Here is a 20,427-nt window from a genome sequence, read left to right on the forward strand (position 1 = left end):
GACACCGCCGAGGAAATGACCGGCTGGTCCGCGGTTCACTGGAGGCCTTCGACCCCGAGGATTTCCGGTGCCTCGCGCAACACGGAGGCGATCGGGCCGCCTTCCTCGTTCCTGCCTTTCTCGATGAAGGCGAGGTTGTGGTAGAAGTGCATGCCCTTGATGGTCCTGTCGGTCGGCCGCGCGACCCGCGTCTCCTTCTTCAGGAATTCCTCGTGGTTGAGTCCGTCCACCATCTGCTTGAGGAATCCCACGGTGTACGCCGGGTCGTTCAGGTCGTCCTCCGAGCCCTCGAAGAGCTGCGGCCAGTACGAACCGTGCAGGTCCTCGACCGCGTAGACGCCGTCCTCGACGAGATAGGGGAAAAGCGTCCTGAACGAGGTGATGACGTGCGGGCTCATATGACTCCCGTCGTCGATGATGATGTCGAAGGGGCCGAATTCCTCGGCCATCGAGCGCAGCGCCTCGGGGTCCGACTGGTCCGCCCGGACCGTGGTGATCCGGGGCCGGTCGAGCGCCCGCTTGTCGGCGATGTCCACGCCGTACACGAGTCCGCGCGGGAAGAACTCCTTCCACATGCTCAGTGAGCCGCCGCCCGCCCGGGGGTCGCCGTAGCCGCCCACACCGATCTCGCAGATCCGCACCGGCCGGTCGCGGAGGTGGCCGAAGTGGCGCTCGTAGTGCTGCGTGTACTGGTGGAGGAAGCCCCACTTGTCCGTGCCGTGCCTGACGGCGAGTTCCGTCAGGTGCGCGGGCCGGCTCCGTTCGAGGACGTGGACGACCCGCTGCACCACGGCGTGGAACAGACGGGGGACGGCCGGGCCCCGCACCAGTCGGGGGACCATGGTGTGCGGGCTCGGCCAGCGGATCTCGGGGCCGGCCGAGGAGACGCGCTCCGGCGGCCCGTACAGGGCGAGCGCCGCCTCGCACACGCCCTGGACGATCACCGTCGGCGGGATCTCCGCCGGGCGGGCGGCCTTGCCGATCTCCACGCCCCCGGGGCCCACGGAGACGAGGACGGACGTCTCCTCGCCGCCGTGCGTCAGCGTGATCACGAGGGAGCCCTCGCCCGCGTCGTCGAGAGCGGCGAGTTCGTCCAGGTGCGCGCGGAAGAGCATCTCGTTGATAGGGACCGCCGCGACCCCGCGCAGCCCGGCCTTCTCCACCGTCGCCGCCACGTCGGCGTGGCCGCGGTCGGCCGCCGCGATGAGGGCGTGCGTCACATCTGTCATGCCGAACTCCGTGTTCCGGTCGCGGGTGTTCCCGTACGAGGTGTCCCGGTGGGCAGCAGCCCCGCCGCCCGCGCCTCCGCGAGGGTGGGGGCGGAACTGTCCTGCTCGGACAGGACGGGGGTCAGGGGCCAGTCGATGCCCAGCGCGGGATCGAGCGGATGGACGGCGCGGGCGCGGCCCGGCGCGTACTCCGTGGAAGACAGGTAGATGACGACGGCGTTCTCGCTGAGGGCCATGAACGCGTGGCCGAGGTCCTCGGACAGATGGACGGTCGCGGGGCTCTCGCCGTCCAGCCGCTCCGCGTGCCACCGCCCGTACGTGGGAGAGCCGGTGCGGATGTCGACCACCACGTCGAGCACCGTCCCCCGCACGCAGGCGACGCTCTTGGCCTGCCCGGGGCTGGCGAAGTGGATGCCGCGGACGCTGCCGCGCCTGGTGACCGTGCAGTTCGCCTGGGCGATGGCGGGGGGCCGCCCCGTCGCTTCCGTGAAACGCGAGGCGCGGAACCACTCGTGGAGACTGCCCCGGTGATCCTGGTGGACGGAGGACCTCTCGATCCAGAGGCCCTCAATTCCCGACGGACGCACGCGGACTTCCCTTCTGTGCATGGGCCCGGTGGTTCTGCGCATGGGCCTGGTGGAGGAGGGGGAAAGCGGCGTGGAGGGCGTCGCGCCAGTGCCGCAGCGGTGCGATCCCCGCCCGGGTCCAGCCGTCGTGGCCCAGCGCGCTGTAGCCGGGGCGAGCCGCCGCGAGCCCGAACTCGCCGCTGGTGACCGGCAGTACCCGCGCGGGGTCCGCGCCCACGAGGCGGAAGACCTCCTGGGCGAGGCCGTGCCAGGTGACCGCCCCGCCGCTGGTGCCGTGGTAGACGCCGGGCGGGGCGGCGCCCGCCAGCGCGGCGGCGCCGAGGCGGGCGAGGAGCCCGGCCAGGTCCTTGGCCCAGGTGGGCTGGCCCGTCTGGTCGTCGACGACGCGCACGCTCGCGTGCGTACGCTCCAGGCCGATCATCGTGTCGACGAAGTTGCGGCCGCCGACGCCGTACAGCCACGCCGCGCGCACCACGTACCCCGCGTCGGGGAGCACGTCCAGGACCGCGCTCTCGGCGGCGGCCTTGGTGCGCCCGTACACGTTGAGCGGGCCGGTCGGAGCGTCCTCCCGGTAGGGGGTGCGGGCGTGCCCGGAGAAGACGTAGTCGCTGGACAGCTGGAGCAGGACCGCCCCGTGCCGACGGCAGGCACGGGCGAGGTTCCGCGTCCCCGTCACGTTGACGCGCCAGGCCGCGTGGGGGTGCTTCTCGGCGTCGTCGGTGGCGGTCCAGGCCGCGCAGTTGGCGACGACGCGGGGCCGGTGGCGCGCGAGCGCCGCGTCCACCGCGTCCGCGTCCGTGATGTCCAGCTCCCGGCGGTCGAGTGCGACCACGCGCTCGTCCCCGAGGCGGCGGACGAGGTGCCGGCCGAGCAGCCCGCCGGCCCCGGTCACCAGCCAGCTCACCGGGCGACGGCTTCCGTGTGCGGCGCCCACCACTGCGGGTGGTCGCGGTACCAGCGCACGGTCTCCTCCAGGGCGGTGCCGAGCACCCTGACCGTGCGGTAGCCGAGCTGCGAGCGGATCTTGCTGTCGTCGACGGCGTACCGCCGGTCGTGGCCCTCGCGGTCCCGCACGTGGTCGACCATGTCCCAGCCGCGCCCGCAGGACTCCAGGAGCCGTCCGGTGAGCTCCTTGTTGGTCAGGGCCGTCCCGCCGCCGATGTTGTAGACCTCTCCGGGAGAGCCGTGGGCCCGCACCAGTTCGATGCCGCGGACGTGGTCCTCGACGTGCAGCCAGTCCCGTGTGTGGCCGCCGTCCCCGAACAACGGCACACTGCGGCCGCTCAGCAGCCGGGTGACGAAGCGGGGTATGAGCTTCTCGGGGTGCTGGTGCGTGCCGTAGTTGTTGCTGCACCGGGTGATGAGCACGTCCAGCCCGTAGGTCCGGTGGTAGGCGAGCGCCATCAGGTCGGAGGCGGCCTTGGACGCGGCGTACGGGGACGAGGGCCGCAGCGGCGCTGTCTCGGCCGCGGCGCCGGATGGCAGGGAGCCGTACACCTCGTCGGTGGAGACGTGCACGAAGCGGCGCACGCCGTGGCGCCGCGCCGCGTCCAGCAGGGTCTGGGTGCCTACGACGTTGGTCTCGGTGAAGTCCCTGCCGTCGGCGATCGAGCGGTCCACGTGCGACTCGGCCGCGAAGTGGACCACCTGGTCGCTCCCGGCCATCAGGCGGTCCACGACGGCGGCGTCGCGTATGTCCCCGTGGACGAACCGCAGCCCCGGGTGACCGCTCACCGTACGGAGGTTGTCGCGGTTGCCGGCGTAGGTGAGGGCGTCCAGCACGGTGACGCGCGCGGAGGCGTCCCGCAGCAGCGTGCGCGTGTAGTGGGAGCCGATGAAGCCGGCGCCGCCCGTCACCAGGATCCTCTGCGCCGTCATGACGCTATCTGCACTCTGCTGTTGTCGCCGAGGACGAGGCGGTGCACCGTGGGCACGCCCCGGGACCTGCGCACCTCCGCGTCGCGGCCGATCAGCGACTCCTCGATGCGCGCCACTCCCGTCAGCACACAGCCCCGCAGCACGATGGACCCGCTGATCTCGCTGTCCTCGATGCGGCAGTCCTCGGAGACGGAGGTGTACGGGCCGATGGAGGAGCCGATGACCTCGGTGCCGGGCCCGATGACGGCGGGGCCGACCACGTGGCTGGCGACGATCTTGGCCCCGGCCCCGATCCGGACGCGGCCGGTGACCGTGCTGGCTCCGTCGACGTATCCCTCCTGGACGGCGTCGACGGTCTCCAGGACGGAACGGTTGGCCTCCAGCATGTCGGGGACGTTCCCGGTGTCCTTCCAGTAGCCGGAGATGACGGAGGAGTGGACACTCCGGCCGTGGTCGATGAGCCACTGGAGGGCGTCGGTGATCTCCAGCTCCCCGCGACCGGAGGGCCGGATCGACGCCACCGCCTCGTGGACGGCCGGGGTGAAGAGGTAGATCCCCGCCAGCACGAGATCGCTCTTGGGGTGCCGCGGTTTCTCCTCCAGCCCGATGACACGGCCGTCCCCGTCCAGTTCGGCCACGCCGAAGGCGGTCGGATCGGCGGACCGGCTCAACAGGATCCGGGCGTCGTGCCGCGCGCCCGTGCGGAAGTCCTCGACGACCTCGGTGATGCCGCCGAGCAGGAAGTTGTCGCCCAGGTACATCACGAAGTCCTCGTCGGCCAGGAAGTCCCTGGCCACGGCCACGGCATGGGCAAGCCCGAGCGGACGTTCCTGGCGGATGTACGTGAGGCGCAGGCCGAACCGCGAGCCGTCGCCGATGGCCTCGGCGATCTCGGCAGCCGTCTCCCCGACGATCAGGCCGACGTCGGTGATCCCGGCCTCGGCGATCGCCTCCAGCCCGTAGAACAGCACCGGCTTGCCCGCGACGGGCACCAGTTGCTTGGCGGACGTGTGGGTGATCGGGCGCATGCGGGTGCCTGACCCGCCCGCGAGGACAAGGGCCTTCATTGGGCCTCCTCAACCTGATGGTCGTCGATGAGGGCGCGAGCGGCCGTGGCGTCCGCGACGGGCACGACGAGAGTGGTGACAGGGCGCATGGCGCCCAGGCGGGCAGGCACCTCGACGGGCTCCCGGAAGTGGAACGCGAGGGCGCCCGGCCCCCGGCCCGGCACCCGGAAGAAGTCCTCGGCCCGCCGGTCGCCGGACCGTTCGGCATCCTGGACCCGGTCGATGGCCGTGAGGGGAACGCGCGCGCTGTGGTGCAGGCCCCACCGCAGGACGATGTCCTCCCGGCCCAGGGTGTGCGGCCGGACCCTGCCCGCCGTGGCGAAGGCGGCGGCGGCCGCCGCCGCGTACAGCAGGACGACGGTGCCCGCGATGGGCAGCGGGCTCACGCCCGCCCGAGTGATCAGCGTGACGCCGCCCGCGGCGAGCAGGGCCGCGAGCACGCCCGGACGCCACGCGAAACCGACGCGGCCGAGCAGCCTGTCACCGGGCCGGGCCTGGGTGCGGAAGGTGACGGCGCGGGCGAGGATTCCCCATACGGAGATCTCGTGGCGCACCATTTCCGCGATCGGCGGCGGCAGCAGGGAGAAGAACGCCTCGCCGAGGGCCTCCCGCCGGCCTTGGCCGGTGCGGCGGAGCTTGCGGTACTGGCTGATGAACGCGGCGCCGAAGACCAGTCCCAGAACGGACAGGGTGCCTTCGGTGACGACGAGGATTCCGGCGGCGACGCGCCAGTCCAGCAGCCCGGTCGTCACCAGCAGGATCTCGATCACCAGGACGAGGAGCCCGGCCCACCGCAGCCGGCGCAGCCACGTGGGCACCTGGCCGGGCCTCGGGGCTGCCGGGGGCCCGGCCGGCTCCGCCGCGGCGGGCAGCGTGCCCTCCATGGCCCGGCGGATGGAGGTCAGCGCGGCGGGGGCGTCCGTCGCGTGGATGCGGATCTCCCGGATCTCCCCGACGGTCTTGCCCGCTTCGAGCCGGGCGGCCTCACGGAGTTTCAGCACCAGGTTGGTGGTGGACATGACCGGGACGGACAACACGCCGTCGTTGACCGCGGCCGTCCGCTGCTGGTCGGAGAAGACCCGTCGCTGCGACACCTCGCTGATCAGGTCCAGCGGCACGCGCGCGTGGAAGGAGGCGCCGTAGGAGACCGTGAGCGCCTCGCCGGCCAGCCGGTGCGGGTAGGCGCTCAGCGCCACCGCGAAGCCCGTCATCAGGTAGGACGCGATGAGCGCGGCGACCAGGGCCACCAGCCGGGCCCACGTGGAGGACAGCATCAGATCGACCAGGACGATCTCCACGACGGAGAGGAACACGATCACACCCACGCCGACGGCGCTGCCATCTTGGCTGGGAATCGTCGTTCCACCGCCACGCTTGCCGAGAGCCGCCAGCGGCGCCCGCGCCGCGGCGCCGATGCTCGCCCCTCCTCCGGTGATCAACTTCGCGTCGCTCATGGTGTTTCCTCCATCTGAGGCTCCGCCGCCGCCCGGCACGCCGCGGTGACCTCCAGCAGGTCCCGCAGGGCTTCCACCGGGCCTTCCGCCACGAGCACACCGGGGTTGAGCACGACCTCGTCGATGCCAACGGCCCAGTACCTGCTGACATTTGAAGCGATTTCGTCAGCTGTACCCACAAGTACCACACCGTGATCAACGAGATTCCGCGCGATGTCCTGATCGCTTCCGCTCAGTGACACCCCCGCCGCGGTGAGTGCCCGCCGGTAGTGCGGGCCGCTCAGATGGTTCCCGACGGCGAGCCGTACGGCGCCCAGGACGTCGCGGCCGGGCCGCCGCACGACGACGTGCACGACGCTGACCACGCGCGGCCGCCGCTCCCCGCCGCCGAGCACCGGCAGGAGCCGCTCCCGGAGGTAGGCGGGCGGGGCCAGCCAGGTGAGCGCGACGTCCGCGTGGTCCGCCGCCAGTCGGGCCATTCTCTCCCGCAGGACCCCGAGGCCCGTCTCCACCGGGGGGGCGTCACGCAGTGTGGGGTCGAGCCGGGCGCCGGCGGTGGCGTCCCCGTCCCGCACCTCACCCCGCGCGCCCTTGAGCAGCCGGGAGACCGTGGTGATGTACTCGCGCGAGACCCCCAGCGGGCTGTCGTAGGGCGCGCCGTTCAGCGCCCGCTGGAACGCCGGGCTGCCGGCGCCGAAGACGGCGGTGAGCGGTTTGCCGGACAGCGCGGCCAGCGACCGCGCCGCGACCGCCGCCTGGTACGGGTGGGTCAGCGGCATGAGGGAGACACCCACGCCCAGGGCCGGGCTGATGCCCTGCCCGAGCAGATAGGCGAGCGTCTGCTGCGTGTCCAGGTTGAGCGACTGGCCCATCCAGAGCCGGTCCGCGCTCTTGGCCGCGAGTCTGGCGAAGGGCGCGAGCTGCCGCGGATCGCGGGGCTGGAGCGGGTAGTAGACACCCACCCGCCGCCCGCTCTCGCGCGGCCCGCCGACCGGATCAGCCATGGACCAGGGCCCCCGACTTCTTGCGCTCCGCCTCCGCCGCCTGAAGGCGGGCCATCCGCATCCCCACGGCGTCGCCGCACCGGGCCATGGCCTCGTCGCCCAGGTCGTCGCTCGGGGGCTGTTCGAGGACGAAGTGCCCGTAGGCGTCCCGCCCTTGGACCAGCAGCGCCGAGTCCTCGCCGCCGCTGGGGCGCACCGAAGGCGCCAGGTAGTCGATGGCGAAGGCCACCCGGGTGTCCTTGGTCCTGTTCAGACCCGAACCGTGCACCACGAGCATGTTGTGCAGCGAGCACTGCCCCGGCCGCAGCACCACGTCGTGCCGGACGAAGTCGTGCTCGTCGAAGGCGGCTTCGTCGCCGCGCATCATGCCTCGCAGGCCCGGCGTCCTGCGGTGGGTGCGGATGCCGTCCCGGTGTGTCGCCGCGGCGAAGCGCAGCGTGCCGTTCTCCACCGACGTGGGCGTCAGGGCGAGCCAGACCCGGAACGCCGCCAGGCGGCCTTCGGAGTCCAGGTCGTAGGTGAGGGCGTCCTGGTGCCAGGCCAGGTCGGTCTTGCCGCCCGGCTCCTTGACGAAGATCTGGGTCCCCCACACCAGGATGTCGGGGCCGAGCATGCTCTCGGCGATCTCCAGCAGCTCCGGCCGCCGCACCAGGCGGTGGGCCCACTCCGCCATCAGGTGCACCTTGGGCCCGAAGGCGAGCGCGGCGCGCGCACCGCCCTGCCGGTGGCAGTCGGCCAGGTGTGTGAGCACGGTGTCCCGCAGCTCCGCGGCGCGGTCCTGTGTGAGCGCGTCCACGGGGAAGACGAACCCGTCCTCCTCGAACCCCTTCACCTGGGACTGTGTCAACTTCGGCATTGCCTCACCTCTCGCCGGTCGTGCGCAGCAGCTCCGCGGCGGCCCGGTCGGGGGGCTGCGCCGCGTCGTTCTCGTCCCGCAGGACCGCCGCCGCCTTCGCGTAGCCGGGGTCGCCGAGGACCTCCTCGACGGCCCGGCCGAGTTCTCCGCCGCCCGCGAGGGCCGTCGGCACGGGGACCATCCGTCCCGCCCCCACCGCTTCGAGCCGCCGGGCGTTGTCCGTCTGGTCCAGCACCGAGGGGCAGACCACCTGCGGCACGCCGCTCGCGAGCGCGGCCATCATGGTGCCCGATCCGCCGTGGTGGACGATCAGGTCGCAGCTCCGCGCGGCCAGCCCCACGGGCAGCCACCGCACCGCTCTGGCCCGCTTCGCGAGGTCCTCGGGCACGGTTCCCGGGCGGGCCGCGACCACGACCTCCACGTCCGGTCCCGCCGTCGCGTCGAGGGTCTGCTCCAGCAGCCGGTGCGCGTCGGGGGCCTGCGACACGATCGTGCCCAGCGTGATCAGCACCCGCCGTGGCCGGTCCCTGTCCGTGAGCCAGGCGGGCACCGCCGAGGGGCCGTTGTAGGGGACGTACCGGGTGCGGATGCCCGAGGGCGCCGCCGGGTCCTGGAAGCCGGGCGGGCAGGGGTCGATCACCGTGCTCGCCACCGGTCCCATTCCCGGCCACTGGGTGTGCCGTGCGCCGAAGACATGCTGCGCGGCGCTCGCCCGGGGCCGCGTCGGCAGGAACCCGCCGATCCAGTGCTCCGCGTGGGGCAGACCGTGGTCGGCGGCGGCACGGCGCCCGGCGAAGTCCATCGGGTCGGAGATCACCAGGTGCGGCCGCCAGCCGCCGACGATCCTGTCGACATCGCCCGCCATGGCGTCGGCGATGCGCGCGAGCCGCCGGTACGTCCCGGTGGTGTGGTCGTCGTCGATGTCGTCACGGGCGTCGAGCGCCTGCTCCTCCGCCGCCGGAGCGGTGGCGACGGCGGGCAGCCCGGCCTGGAGGACCGTGCTCACGAAGAACGCCGGCACCACCACGCGTACGTCGTGCCCGGCACTCCGCAGGGCCCACAGCACCGGCACCAGGGGGAAGAAGTGGCCGATGGCCGGGCTGGGCGTGGCCATGATCCGCATGGGCTTCACGAGCGCTCCTCCAGTACGTCGGCCCTGCCGGAGACCTCGCGCAGCCGTCGCTCGAAGACGTCCAGCGGCTCCAGCCCCATGCGCGCGCGGCGTTCGTCGAGCGTCTCGGGGTCCTCCACCGGAAGCAGCCGGTACTGCCCGTGCTCGTTGCGCTCGTACTGGGTCCCGTACCGCAGCGGGACCCGGGCGTGCAGATGGATGCGGTCGGTCAGGTACGCGACGTGCGCCGCGTCCGCGTCCCCGGCGTCGACGGCCTCGATGAGGCAGCCGAGCGCGAAGCGCTGGAGCTTCCGGTCCTGCGAGGCGTGCTGCACGACGAGCATGGCGTCGGCGGAGCCCTGCTCACCGACGAGGGTGTGGCCCGGCCAGCCGCGGTCGTGCAGGACGTCCCACAGGAAGCGCTCGTTCTCGGCGGCGACCCGCATCCAGCGGTCGACGTCCTCGGCGGTCTTGCCGGGCACCTTGGCCAGCTCCTGGTCGCGCACGGCGCACTGCCGCAGCCGGGCCGCGAGGACGGGGTCGGTGGTCACGTGACTCGTTCGGCGACGAGGAACTCCCGCATGGTGGCGGGTGACTGGCCCTCCGCGCCGGCTTCCGGGTCGCGGTGCGCGGCGACCACGGAGAGGCCGTGCCGGGCCAGTTCCTCCTTGACGCGTTCGGTGCTGTCGATCCAGAACCTGAATCCGGTCAGCTGGCGCGTGGTGCGGCACTCCTTGTCCGTCAACTCGGCGCTCATGTTGGTGAACTGGGTGCGCAGGCCGGGCCTGCGCAGCGTGCCGACCAGCACGAAGCCGGTGCGTTCGCGCAGCCGGATCGGCACCGTGAACACCTTCTCGGACTCCTGCTCGTCCGGCTGGGCCGGTGCGTGGTCGAACAGCAGCCGGCCGCCCGGCGCGAGATGCCGGGTCACCGTGTCCAGGAGGGCGGTGCGCGCGTCGCCGTCGAACAGCGTCACGCTCAGGCCGCCGATCACCACGGCGTCGAAGGCCCGACCGAGGTCGAGGGTGGTGACGTCGGCGCGCACGAAGGCCATCCGGTCCGTCACACCGAACTCCGCGGCCCGCTTCTGGGCCGCCGCCAGCTGTATGGGCGAGATGTCGACGGCGGTGACCTCGTGGCCCGCCCGCGCGAGTTCGACCGCCGACCGGCCGCCGCCGCAGCAGAGGTCGAGCACCCTGCCCGGGCCCGCGGGCGCCGCCTGCTCGGCGAACCACGCGTTGTCGTGTCCGGCCTGGTTGACGATCTTCGTGTAGAACATCCCCAGAAGCCCGTCGAAGGGCTCGACGAGTTCCGTGTTCGGCAGGTCGAGCGCGCCGATCCCGGCGAACGGACCGAAGAGGTGCTGGGCGATATCCGCCATGTCTTTCTGACTCCTAGAAGGCATAGGTGACTCCGCCGGTCGTGTGCGGATCGAGGCCGCCGAGAACGAAGGGGCCGACGTCGGTCCCCCGGAAGGGTGTGTGCACGGGCATCTGGAGGCGCCCGGACACGAGGTCGTCCACCGCGGCCGCGAGGTCCTCGCGACCGCCCCGGCGCTGACCGGCGAAGGAGGCGTTCTTCGCCACGAGGCTCGCCGCGGCCGGGGCCCAGTCCGCGGCGGCGTCCTCGGCCGCGGGGTCGTGCCCGGCGACGTACCTGCCGGAGAACCCCAGCAGCTTCGCGGCGAGCCGGAAGTGGCTCCGCCACGCCGGGTCGAGGATGACGTCGAAGCCCCGCAGGGACTTCGCGAGCGCGGTGAGTTCCGCCCAGTCCCCCGGCTCGGCGGCGGAGAACGACCGGGTGACGCCGAGCTTGGTCAGCAGGGGGGCCGCGGCGCCGTCGTGCGACACGGCGTAGACCTCGCCGCCCGCGAGCCTCGCCGCCTGGACGGCGGCCAGCGACGTCGTCGAACCGGCGGCGGTGACCAGCACCGAGTCGCCCCGCGCGACAGCGGCACGCCGCACCATGGCGTACGCGGTCGCGCCCGCGGTCGGCAGGCACGCCGCCTCGGCGTCACCCGCGTCGGGCGGCAGGCGCAGCAGCCCGGCGTGGTGGACGCGCTGCACCTGGCGCGAGGCCCGGTCCGGGTTCTCCAGGGCCGACACGGCGTCGGGCCGTACCGGCGGCCACGTCAGCACCGGTACCACCCGGTCGCCCGGCGCCAGCGTGGTGACGGCGGATCCGACCGCGAGGACCTCGGCGACGAAGTCCGTGCCGAACTCCACCCACCGTGACGGGGCGCGGCCGGACTCCGGCCTCCCGGGCACGCTCCCGCCGAGCGAGAAGGAGCGCACGCCGATGAGCACGTACGCGCGGTTGTGGTCCGCGGCCGGGTCGAACGCGGTGTCGGCGCGTTCGACCACGCCGAACCGCACGCGTTCGCCGCGTACCTCGATGTCGGCCACCTGCGCGCAGTCGGCGGGCGGCTCACTGGTTCCGCCTCCGGCCACCAGGACTCTCAATCTCGCTCTCCTTAGTACCAGCGCAGCACTGCGGCGCCTGCTGTCATGCCGGCGCCGACAGCGACCAGCGCCACGAGGTCCCCTCGGCGGAAGGGCCGTTCGCGGTCGGCCATGGCGAGCGCGACCGGGACGGACGCGGATGCCGTGTTGCCGGTGACGGACCCGTAGGCCGGCACCTGGTCCTCGCCGAGACCCACGTGTTCGGCGAGCCTGCGCACCAGCCGCGGGTTGGCCTGGTGCACGATGACGCGGTCCAGTTGGTCCAGCCGCGCCCCCGCCCGGTCCAGCGCGGCCTGGAGGATCTTGGGCCCCATGTCCATGACGACTCCGGAGACGCTCCGCCCGTCCATGGCGAACCAGCCCTCGCGGGGGACGGTGGCGTACATGGCCTGGGAGCCCTCCGCCCACAGCTCGACCGCGAGGATTCCGTATCCGGCGGGCACGGGGCCCAGTTGCACCGCTCCGGCGCCGTCACCGAACAGGGGCGCGGTACGCCGGTCGGTGGGGTCCACGACGTGGGTGAACGTGTCCGCGCCGATGACGAGCGGCGTCCGCACGTGCGCCGCGAGCGTCATGCCGTGGGCGCAGGACAGCGCGTAGATGAAGCCCGAGCAGGCGGCGTTCACGTCGAAGGCCGGTACGCCGGCCAGTCCGAGCCGCTCCTGGACGAAGCAGGCGGTGGCGGGCACCGGGCGGTCGGGGGTCACGGTGGCCACGACGATGAGGTCGGGGGTGACCGCGGCGCCCGTCAGCGCGCTCTCGGCGGCTGCCACGGCGAGCTCCGTGGCGGTCTGCCGCGGTGCCGCGTGGTGCCGCGCGTGCATGCCGATCCGGTCCTGTATCCAGGCCGGATCCGCTCCGCTGGCCTCCGCCACGCTGTCGTTGCCCACGGGGGCGCCGGGCAGGTGGAGGCCCAGTGAGACGATCCCCGTGGTCATTTCCACCACCCCAGCTGCTGGCTCATGGCGGTGTTGTCGGCCTCGGACCACTCCTCGATGATCAGCCCGTCCTCCAGACGGGCGATGCTCAGCCCCCGGTGGCTGATGAGACGTACGTCCGGCACGTGCCGTTCGATCGCCTGGAGCACGGGGGTGAGGAGCTTGGTGTCGGAGATCCGGCCGGTCAGTTCCCAGCGGTAGGCCACCATGTCCTGGCCGGAGACCAGGTGGGTGACCCGCATGCGGGGTTCGTCGAACAGGCCGCGGAACGCGGCGACCGTCTCGGTGAACGCCTGGCGGCCGCGCAGTCTGATCTCCGCGCGTTCGTCCAGCATCGTGTAGTCCGGGTGGATGAAGCGGGGCACGGCCTCGAAGTGCCCCTGCGTCCAGATCTCGTGCACCATGCCGGTGATGGTCTCGCCCGCCGCGTCGGTCGAGACGGCGGCGCTCATGACTCCGCCAGGAGCCGCTGCTCGACCGCGGCCGCGCCGGCCCATTCCGAGCGGAGCAGGCCCACCATCACCGCGTCCACCCGCTTGCCCGCGGGCGTCGCCATGTGGGAGCGGGCCAGGCCCTCCCGCTGGAATCCCATGCGGTCGCACATGGCCAGGGCGGCCGGGTTGATGACCGCGACCTGTCCGGCGAGGCGGTGCACGGACTCGTCGGCGAAGAGCGCGTCCAGGGCGAGGGCCATGCAGGCGGTGCCGATGCCCCGCCGGCCGAGTGTCTCCACTCCCGGCGCGGTGACCGTGTCGCCGCTCCAGGTTCCCTCGAACCCGGACGGCGCGTAGAACTGGGCCGACAGCACGCCGAATCCCGGCAGTTCGACGAACCAGCCCTTCATCACGCCCTGTTCCATCAGGGCCAGCAACTGCTCGCGGGCCTGTTCGTAGCCTTGCGGAAAGGCGGTGTCGCCCATCGCGGCGAGGCGCTCGTCGGAGAAGATCTCTTCTACGAGGTGCTGGTCAGACAGCGTCGTGGGCCGTATCTTCAGCTCGCTCGGCAGCATCCTGGACTCGGTGCCGGACATGGGTCGCACTCTCCTCTTCGGCAGGGACGGACGTTGACGCGCGGAGACGTGTCGTCAGCTCTTCAACGACCGCTTCTGGGGGCGCGCAGGCCCCCGGTGACAGCTCCCCGGTGGACACCGCGTGGCCCATGACCGGTCCGACGACGCCGTGCCCGTCCTGTCTGAGGACGCGCAGGGCGCGGCGGAGCGGACCGCCTTCGGCGGCTCCGGCCGCGACGGACGGCGCGAAGACCACCGGGGCCGTGGTGGACAGGACGATCGCGGCCGGGAGGCTGTCGGCCAGACCGAACGCGCACCGGGACAGGAAGTTCAGCGTGGCCGGCCAGACGATGACGCCCTGCGCCCAGTCGGCCCACTCGACGTGTGCGGGGCCGCTCTCCGCGGGCCAGTCGGGCGGCACGACGGGCCGTCCGGTGAGCGCCGCCAGCGCCCGCGGGGAGACGAAGTCGCGTCCGGCGGCGGTGAGGCAGACGGCGACGTCGAAGCCGTACCCGAACTTCAACATGCCGACGAGGGACGGGAGTTGTGCCGCTCCGATCGCGCCGGCGCCGATCAGCAGGATGCGCTCGACGCCGGGCGGCTTGGCGGGGAGGCCGGGCGGGGGCCAGGCGGGGCCGGTGGTCATGCCGCCTCCAGGGTCCGCAGTTGCCGCCGCGTCCGCTCCCAGGACGCGGCGAGCCGTGCCAGCACCGCTTCCAGCCCGTCGGCGCCCTCGGCGGCCCACGCGTCGACCAGGGCTCCGGCCCAGTGGTAGCCGATGCTCATGGCCGTGGCGCCCTCGTCCGCCCCGGGGGTCAGCGCGACGCCGACGCCGGGGTACAGGGCGACGCTGAATCCGGGCACGGACTCGGCCGGGTCCGCGCAGTTCGCCGCGGCCGTGGCGGCGACCCGCGCGAGGTCGTCCGCCGAGCAGTACAGGACGACGCAGTCCGCGCGGTCGAGCATCGCGGGCGAGCCGCCCACCTTGGCGGCGAACTCGACGCCGGCGCCGTGCAGCGAGCGAACCGTGCGGCACCACACGTCGAGCGCGTCGCCGGGCCGGGCGTGCAGGTACACCCGCGCGTCGGGGGCGCCGCCCGACCGGGGCGGCGTCCAGTGCACCCAGCGCGCTCCCACCTGGGTGGACAGCCCGTCGGTGACGACCGTCGCCTTCCCCGCGCCGGTCACCCGGACCTGGGAGTCGTCGAGTCGTATCTCGACGCCGTCCGGGCAGGTCACGACGGTCTGCCCGGCGTCCCGTGACACCAGGGCGAAGCCGGGGCGCTCATGGGTCAGGTCGCCCAGTCTGCGCGCCGCTTCGGCGACCATGCCGGAGTACGCGGCGCGGTCCGAGGGGAACGCGTCGGCGTTCCGTCCCGGCGCCGCGTGGACGGTGCGGTAGACGCGGTCGACGACGCTGTCCCGCAGGTCCCTCGGCATGTCCCGGGAGGCGTGCCCGTCCAGCGTTCGGCCGACGAGGCGGCGTACGCGGTCGAGCCGGTCGGCGTCCCGCGGCGGTGTCGGTTCAGGCGGGTACATCGATCGCCCTCCAGCGTGCGGGGTCCAGCAGCAGTCCGCGGCCGAGACCGGCGAGCGTCCTCACGACGCGGTCGAAACGGGTTTGCGAGGCGCGCATCAGCGCGCGCGAGAGCAGGCTGCCGCCCACCGCTCCGCTCAGCAGGTCCGGGTCGAGCCGCCGGTGGCCGTGCTCCCGGTAGGCGGCCAGCACGACTCGCACGTGCCCGGTCGCCCGGCCCAACGACGCCCGGAGCTCCTCCTGGGCCTCGACGCCCTTGGGGGCGTCGAGCAGGGTCAGTTGGTCGTACAGCAGCGAACCGCACAGAGAGCCGAGGTCCGCCTCGGGTCGGCCCAGTCCGGCGCACTCCCAGTCGATGAGCATCGGGCCGCCGTCCGCCACGACGACGTTGTTCGTCCTCGCGTCGCCGTGACACCAGACATCGCCCGTCGACAGCGCGGCCTGGACGGCACGGCCCCGGCTTCGCAGGGCCTCGTCGCCGTGCAGCTCGCCGATCAGCCGGCGCTGCGTGGCCGCGAGGCCCGCCCAGGCCCGCAGGGGCAGCGGCTCCCAGGGCAGCGACTCCAGGACGACCTCGCCGCCGCCCGGCGGGTCGGCGGCGTGCAGCGTCGCCAACGCCCGTGCCACGTGCCGCAGGTGCGCGATCGTCGCGGCGCCGCCCTGAAGGCGTGCGTCGAGACGCGGGCCGGTGACCTCGGCCAGGGCCGGGCGTCCCGGTCCGGCGCCGACGACCCGGGGGGCGAGCGGGACACCCGGGGAGACCTCGATGCCGGCGGCCCAGCGGACGACCTCGTCCTCGCGCGGGCGAGCCGAGGCTTCGGTGATCGTCATGACTGTCGTCGCCTCCAGAGGTTCCGCTAGCATTCGGGCGTGGTACCGGGCGGCTGACTCCGGGGCTCATTCCGCGAGTTGTCCGCCGTGCAAGGTCGGCGGCCCCCCTCCAGGCAATGGGCTGGGGACCGCCACCTCGTGTGGAAAAGGTGGTCGGCATGCGGCGACATCACTTTCTGCCGCGTGCCGGCCGCCCGTCACTGCGGGAAGATCAGCAGTGGATCATGAAGGTGTAGATGATCGAACCGACGGCGGTCGGCATGAGCGACGGGTCCGTCTCCAGCTCCGTCAGGGCCGCGACGTCGTCGCCGTCGAGCAGCTCGGCCAGAACATCCTCGACCACGATCTCGGTGGCGCTCATAGGAGAACTCCTTTTTGAGGTTTCGTGCGCCCGGAAGAGAACGCACGGAATGCGATGAGTAATCGCTGACTCTTACAGAAACAAACTCGGCCTCATTAAGAATGATCCGCGCTTGCCTGGATCATCTTTGGTCACACGGCCCCCCGGATTCAAGGCCCCACCTGCGCCCAACACTTTGCGTGACCCGGGGCGGTCCGGCAGTCGGCCCCGGCCTTCGGCCCACGATCTGCGGAAACGTAATGCAGGTTGCTCGGCCCGACGTTTTTCCGGCCGCCGCACCCGGAAAACCGGTCTGGCTCCACTAGCACTCTTCTCACCCTCCGTACTAGCTTCAGTCGTCAATCCAGCGCCGGCGCCGCGCGGGTGACGGGCCGCGGGCGGACGTGTGAACGCGGCCGGCGGGCAGACCCGGCGCGGAACGCGGCGGTGCCCGCCGGGCGCCAGGCGGCCAGATGGCCGCACGGCGCCCGACGGGCACCCGAGAAGAAGCCGGTCGTCGTCAGGTCAGGGCCGCGCGTGCCCCCTGGCCCGCAGCGGTCCGCGCGGGTTTGGCCCGCGGAATGCGCTGCACGGCGGAGACGATCACCGACCGGGGGATTCCCGACGCATCCGCCAGGTTGACCACCTTCTGGAGCTGTTCGGAGATGTCGCCCATCCCCACCGGCTGAGCGGAGCGGGTGACGACCGCCCCGCGGCCGCGTCCGAAATCGATCATGCCCTCACTGCGCAGCATGCGGAGGGCCCGCAGTATCGTGTTCTTGTTCGCGCCGCACTTCTCGCCCAGTTCACCGGCCGAGGGGAGATAGTCACCTTCGGCATACGCTCCGGCGAGTATTTCCCAGCGTAACCGGTTCTTTATCTGGACATACAGCGGCAACGACGAGTCGGTCGCCGGCTGCTCCTCCCGGTGCATATGAGGCGGACATTCCCGCAAGGAAGGAGTCGCCCCCCTGTCCGGATGCGATGCCATTCGTCCCGCTCTTCTGTCAGCACAACGACAATGTCCCGGCCCGGCTTCGTTCGGCCTCAGTGAAGATTCCATCGACACCTTCCCTCTCCCCGCGTCGGCCCCAGGGGGGCGACACCAAGAGACAGGCCGCCAGGCGTCTTCCCCCCGGGGCCCAGACCCCGTTCACACCGCCTCGGTTCGCCGCCGTCGCGGCCCGGGGGTGTGATCGTATGACTCCGTGGCATCAACTCATGTGTCAGATGTTTATGTCAACGGCCTTATGGAGGTGGCAGTTCAGCTTCCGGTGTGCCCTTGTCGCAGCGCCTGACCGACCCCGACGGGGCATTTCAGAGACGTTTCCACGGGTGTGCTCACCGAGTCGGCAATCCGCTTCTCATGCGCCCCCCCGCCCTCCACTTCTCATGACGCGAAAGGGCCGAAACGCGCTTCATACGATTCCACTTCGACGCGCCGACTCCGGAAGTCCGCTGGTGGAACGAGATGATCGGCACGGACGTGACACCTCCGAGCCGGGAGGCGGAATCTGCCATCCAGTCATTCCGCATACCCCTCCCGCACACGTCTCCGGCCTTCGCACGAGCAAGCGGCGGGCCAAGAGGGCCGGTTTCCCGGTGACCTCATCCGGTGGCGCCGCCTTCGCGTGCGGGCTTCCACTCATGTGTATGCGCTTCTGACGCCCGGCGTCACATCAGTCGATGGACCGCCGATCGCTCCGCCTCTCACATCTCACGCGTCGCGTTCGACTACTTTCGGCCAGTGACGGGCGGCCCTCGTGCGGCGCCGTGGGCCCCTGTTCCGTCCGCCGTTCCGGGGACCCGCCGAGAGTTGACGGGTCACGAGCCGCTTGTGGAGACTTCCTACTTCAGGTCAAATCACCGGAGTTCAAGCCGCAGCCGCGACGGAGTGGGTCTCATGTCAGAGCAACTGGGCCGTAGTTTCGCCGACATGCTCAACCAGCTGTTCGCGACCGTCCGTCCCGACGCCGAGCACGAGTACAGCAACGAGCGGGTCGCCGCGGCCATCCGGCGGACCGGCGTCTCCATCTCCCAGAGCTACATCTGGCAGCTGCGCAAGGGCAAGAAGACCAACCCGAGCCTCAAGCACCTCAAGGCACTGGCCGACTTCTTCGGGGTGCCCACCGCCTACTTCGTCGAGGACCAGACCACGGCCCGCGTGACGGCCCAACTGGAGCTCCTCGCCGCGGAGCAGGCCCGTCAGCAGGAGGCCCCGCACGGCGACGACGTGCGGCTCATGGCGATGCGCGCGGGTCAGCTCTCCCAGGAGCACCGCAAGCAGATCATGGACCTTCTCGACGTCGTCTTCCGCCTCGAACAGGCGGAGCAGGGCAAGGCCGACGGCCGAATGGCGTGAATCCTGCTGGTCCCCGGCACACGCTCGAATGTTGACTTCGCGGCGGGGGAACCTGCCGAGAGGCACGGCGACGGAGAGGGCCGTTGAAAGAACGCGAACTACGACGGCACTGCAAGCGCACTCTCCGGTCCCTGGGCATCCAGCCGCCCCTGCGGGTCCGCGAGCTCTGCCGGCTGCTGGGTGAACACCGCGGCCGTCCCATCCGGCTGGTGCCCTACTCGCTGCCGGTCCCGGGCCCCTCCGGCCTCTGGATCGCCACCGGGAAGACCGACTACATCGTCTTCCAGAGCGAGACCAGCAAAGCACATCAGGACCACATCATCCTTCATGAAATCGGCCATATGATGGCCGGTCATCAGAGCCCCGCGGCGGGCGCGGAACTCTGGCGGACCATGCTGCCCGACATCTCCCCGAGCGTCATCACGAGCATGCTGGGGCGTACGTCGTACGACGAGGACCGCGAACGCGAGGCGGAACTCGTCGCCACCATCATCCTCGAATGGGCCTCCGTGCTCGATGTCGTCAGCCCGCGGAAATCGGCGGACCCCGGGACCCACCTCGTCCAGTCCGCTCTCGACGACCGCCAAGGGTGGCTGTGACGGTGCTCTCCCACGTGCTCGGGGCCGTTCTGTGCGTCGCGCTGGCCGTGAAGGTCGGTCAGCTGGCCAAGGCCCCCTCCGACAAGCTGCTCCAGGCCGTGACGCTGTGCATCGTCTGCGCGGCCGCGTCCTTCCCGCTCGGCACCGGGGGCGGGCAGCGGTGGACCGACGCGCTCGTCGGCGACGGAACCGCCAAGCTGCTCCAGAACGTCCTGCTGCTCTGCGCCCTGCACTTCCTGAGCCGCTTCTTCCTCCACTCGGCGGCGGACCGCGACACCGGTGTCCGCCGCGCCCGCAGGGACGTGCTGCCGCTGGGAGTCACCGTCGTCGTCATCACCGCGGCGATGGTGATGACACCGCACGGCGAACGGAACCACGTGTACGCCACGGCGAACATGCGACTGGCGGGGGTGTTCGTCTTCTACCTGGCCGCCGGGACCTATCTGATCTACGCGCTCGCCATGTCCCTGCGGTGGGCCGCGCGGCACGCCCGCGCGTCGACCGGACCGCTGGCCACCGGGCTGTGGCTCGTGGTCGTCGCGCTGGCCGCCATGGTGATGGCCGGCTGCACCCGTGCGGTGCTCAACGTGGCCCGCTGGCTCGGCGGCGACGTCTCCGCGCCCGTCGTCACGGGCGGCAAACTCCTGCTCGACATCGCCATCCCGCTCTTCGTCCTGGGGCTGATCTACGCGCCGCTCACCGTCCGCTGGGCGACCGCGCGCCTGTGGTTCCACCGCCTGCGGACCTACCACCGCCTGACCCCGCTGTGGACGGCGCTGCACCGCGCCTTCCCCGAGGACTCCCTCGACAGGGCGCCCACCGGCGCCTGGAGCGACACCCTGCGGCTCACCGGGGTGCACCGCAGGTACTACCGCCGCGTCATCGAATGCCGGGACGGCCTCGTGCGCGTGAGCCCCTACATCGCCCAGATCGCGTCCGCCGAGGGGCACTCGGCGGGGCTGGGCCTCGACGTGGCCGCGCGGCACCTGCCCGCGGCCCTGCACGCGTACGCCGCGGGTGACCCCGCGCCCTCGCAGGCCGTCCCGGTGGCCCTGCCCGGCGGCGACGACCTCGAAGACGACGTACGCCAGCTCACGGCGCTCTCCGACGCGCTCAGAACCGCACGGCCCCGCACCTGAGCGTGCCGGGAGTCGAACCTCTCC

Annotated in this window: 23 protein-coding genes; 3 read left to right on the top strand and 20 right to left on the bottom strand. The window is 72.1% G+C overall.

Features of this window, described 5'->3' with window-relative positions; all coding sequences use genetic code 11:
• Positions 1-35: 35 nt before the first annotated feature.
• From DCW30_RS25920 to DCW30_RS26010, 20 genes are all read right to left on the bottom strand, one after another.
• Entirely contained in the window at positions 36-1,229 is a 1,194-nt protein-coding gene (locus DCW30_RS25920; protein ID WP_123985583.1) for a class I SAM-dependent methyltransferase, read from the bottom strand.
• Positions 1,226-1,816, bottom strand: coding sequence for a dTDP-4-dehydrorhamnose 3,5-epimerase family protein (locus DCW30_RS25925; RefSeq protein WP_076683893.1), 591 nt, complete (start codon positions 1,814-1,816; stop codon positions 1,226-1,228). The genes DCW30_RS25920 and DCW30_RS25925 overlap by 4 nt, the downstream gene beginning before the upstream one ends.
• Positions 1,797-2,720 (bottom strand): dTDP-4-dehydrorhamnose reductase, encoded by a 924-nt coding sequence (rfbD, locus tag DCW30_RS25930; protein WP_076683894.1) that lies wholly within the window; start codon positions 2,718-2,720, stop codon positions 1,797-1,799. The genes DCW30_RS25925 and rfbD overlap by 20 nt, the downstream gene beginning before the upstream one ends.
• Positions 2,717-3,694, bottom strand: a complete 978-nt coding sequence (gene rfbB, locus DCW30_RS25935; protein ID WP_076683895.1) for a dTDP-glucose 4,6-dehydratase — start codon at positions 3,692-3,694, stop codon at positions 2,717-2,719. Before rfbB ends, rfbD begins: the two co-directional genes overlap by 4 nt.
• On the bottom strand, positions 3,691-4,761 hold the full coding sequence (locus DCW30_RS25940; protein WP_076683896.1) for a glucose-1-phosphate thymidylyltransferase: 1,071 nt from the start codon (positions 4,759-4,761) through the stop codon (positions 3,691-3,693). Before DCW30_RS25940 ends, rfbB begins: the two co-directional genes overlap by 4 nt.
• Complete coding sequence (locus DCW30_RS25945; RefSeq protein ID WP_076683897.1) at positions 4,758-6,215, bottom strand: hypothetical protein; 1,458 nt, start codon at positions 6,213-6,215, stop codon at positions 4,758-4,760. Before DCW30_RS25945 ends, DCW30_RS25940 begins: the two co-directional genes overlap by 4 nt.
• Entirely contained in the window at positions 6,212-7,219 is a 1,008-nt protein-coding gene (locus DCW30_RS25950) for an LLM class flavin-dependent oxidoreductase (protein WP_079249945.1), read from the bottom strand. Before DCW30_RS25950 ends, DCW30_RS25945 begins: the two co-directional genes overlap by 4 nt.
• A complete protein-coding gene (locus DCW30_RS25955) occupies positions 7,212-8,075 on the bottom strand; it encodes a phytanoyl-CoA dioxygenase family protein (RefSeq protein WP_076683898.1) in 864 nt (287 codons plus the stop codon). The genes DCW30_RS25950 and DCW30_RS25955 overlap by 8 nt, the downstream gene beginning before the upstream one ends.
• 4 nt (positions 8,076-8,079) lie before the next feature.
• Positions 8,080-9,198, bottom strand: a complete 1,119-nt coding sequence (locus tag DCW30_RS25960; protein WP_237283537.1) for a glycosyltransferase — start codon at positions 9,196-9,198, stop codon at positions 8,080-8,082.
• 5 nt (positions 9,199-9,203) lie between these two features.
• The gene (locus DCW30_RS25965; RefSeq protein WP_062773521.1) at positions 9,204-9,737 is read right to left on the bottom strand and encodes a DUF6624 domain-containing protein; all 534 of its coding nucleotides are present in this window, start codon (positions 9,735-9,737) and stop codon (positions 9,204-9,206) included.
• A complete protein-coding gene (locus DCW30_RS25970) occupies positions 9,734-10,567 on the bottom strand; it encodes a class I SAM-dependent methyltransferase (protein ID WP_076683900.1) in 834 nt (277 codons plus the stop codon). The genes DCW30_RS25965 and DCW30_RS25970 overlap by 4 nt, the downstream gene beginning before the upstream one ends.
• Positions 10,568-10,580: 13 nt before the next feature.
• Positions 10,581-11,648, bottom strand: coding sequence for an MDR/zinc-dependent alcohol dehydrogenase-like family protein (locus DCW30_RS25975; RefSeq protein WP_123985584.1), 1,068 nt, complete (start codon positions 11,646-11,648; stop codon positions 10,581-10,583).
• A gap of 11 nt (positions 11,649-11,659) precedes the next feature.
• A complete protein-coding gene (locus DCW30_RS25980) occupies positions 11,660-12,586 on the bottom strand; it encodes a 3-oxoacyl-ACP synthase III family protein (protein ID WP_076683902.1) in 927 nt (308 codons plus the stop codon).
• Entirely contained in the window at positions 12,583-13,038 is a 456-nt protein-coding gene (locus tag DCW30_RS25985; protein ID WP_062773508.1) for an ester cyclase, read from the bottom strand. The genes DCW30_RS25980 and DCW30_RS25985 overlap by 4 nt, the downstream gene beginning before the upstream one ends.
• Entirely contained in the window at positions 13,035-13,616 is a 582-nt protein-coding gene (locus DCW30_RS25990) for a GNAT family N-acetyltransferase (RefSeq protein ID WP_123985585.1), read from the bottom strand. The genes DCW30_RS25985 and DCW30_RS25990 overlap by 4 nt, the downstream gene beginning before the upstream one ends.
• Positions 13,552-14,241 carry a flavoprotein gene (locus DCW30_RS25995; RefSeq protein WP_076683904.1) on the bottom strand — a complete coding sequence of 230 codons (690 nt, stop codon included), beginning with the start codon at positions 14,239-14,241 and terminating at the stop codon, positions 13,552-13,554. Before DCW30_RS25995 ends, DCW30_RS25990 begins: the two co-directional genes overlap by 65 nt.
• Complete coding sequence (locus DCW30_RS26000; protein ID WP_076683905.1) at positions 14,238-15,134, bottom strand: T3SS effector HopA1 family protein; 897 nt, start codon at positions 15,132-15,134, stop codon at positions 14,238-14,240. The genes DCW30_RS25995 and DCW30_RS26000 overlap by 4 nt, the downstream gene beginning before the upstream one ends.
• Positions 15,121-15,963, bottom strand: coding sequence for an aminoglycoside phosphotransferase family protein (locus tag DCW30_RS26005; protein WP_076683906.1), 843 nt, complete (start codon positions 15,961-15,963; stop codon positions 15,121-15,123). Before DCW30_RS26005 ends, DCW30_RS26000 begins: the two co-directional genes overlap by 14 nt.
• Positions 15,964-16,174: 211 nt before the next feature.
• Positions 16,175-16,324: a hypothetical protein gene (locus DCW30_RS36860; protein WP_159043817.1), complete on the bottom strand. Its 150-nt coding sequence runs from the start codon at positions 16,322-16,324 to the stop codon at positions 16,175-16,177.
• 499 nt (positions 16,325-16,823) lie between these two features.
• Positions 16,824-17,237, bottom strand: coding sequence for a GntR family transcriptional regulator (locus DCW30_RS26010; RefSeq protein ID WP_079249949.1), 414 nt, complete (start codon positions 17,235-17,237; stop codon positions 16,824-16,826).
• Between the two features lie 969 nt (positions 17,238-18,206).
• Between DCW30_RS26010 and DCW30_RS26015 the strand changes: the two genes are divergently transcribed.
• The 3 genes from DCW30_RS26015 to DCW30_RS26025 all read left to right on the top strand — a co-directional run bounded on the left by DCW30_RS26015 (position 18,207) and on the right by DCW30_RS26025 (position 20,403).
• The gene (locus tag DCW30_RS26015) at positions 18,207-18,665 is read left to right on the top strand and encodes a helix-turn-helix domain-containing protein (protein ID WP_076683908.1); all 459 of its coding nucleotides are present in this window, start codon (positions 18,207-18,209) and stop codon (positions 18,663-18,665) included.
• 83 nt (positions 18,666-18,748) lie between these two features.
• Positions 18,749-19,264 carry a hypothetical protein gene (locus DCW30_RS26020; protein WP_062773482.1) on the top strand — a complete coding sequence of 172 codons (516 nt, stop codon included), beginning with the start codon at positions 18,749-18,751 and terminating at the stop codon, positions 19,262-19,264.
• Complete coding sequence (locus DCW30_RS26025; protein ID WP_123985586.1) at positions 19,261-20,403, top strand: MAB_1171c family putative transporter; 1,143 nt, start codon at positions 19,261-19,263, stop codon at positions 20,401-20,403. The genes DCW30_RS26020 and DCW30_RS26025 overlap by 4 nt, the downstream gene beginning before the upstream one ends.
• Positions 20,404-20,427: the final 24 nt, after the last annotated feature.

The organism is Streptomyces alfalfae (genome assembly GCF_004127445.1).
GTDB classification, from domain to species: domain Bacteria; phylum Actinomycetota; class Actinomycetes; order Streptomycetales; family Streptomycetaceae; genus Streptomyces; species Streptomyces alfalfae.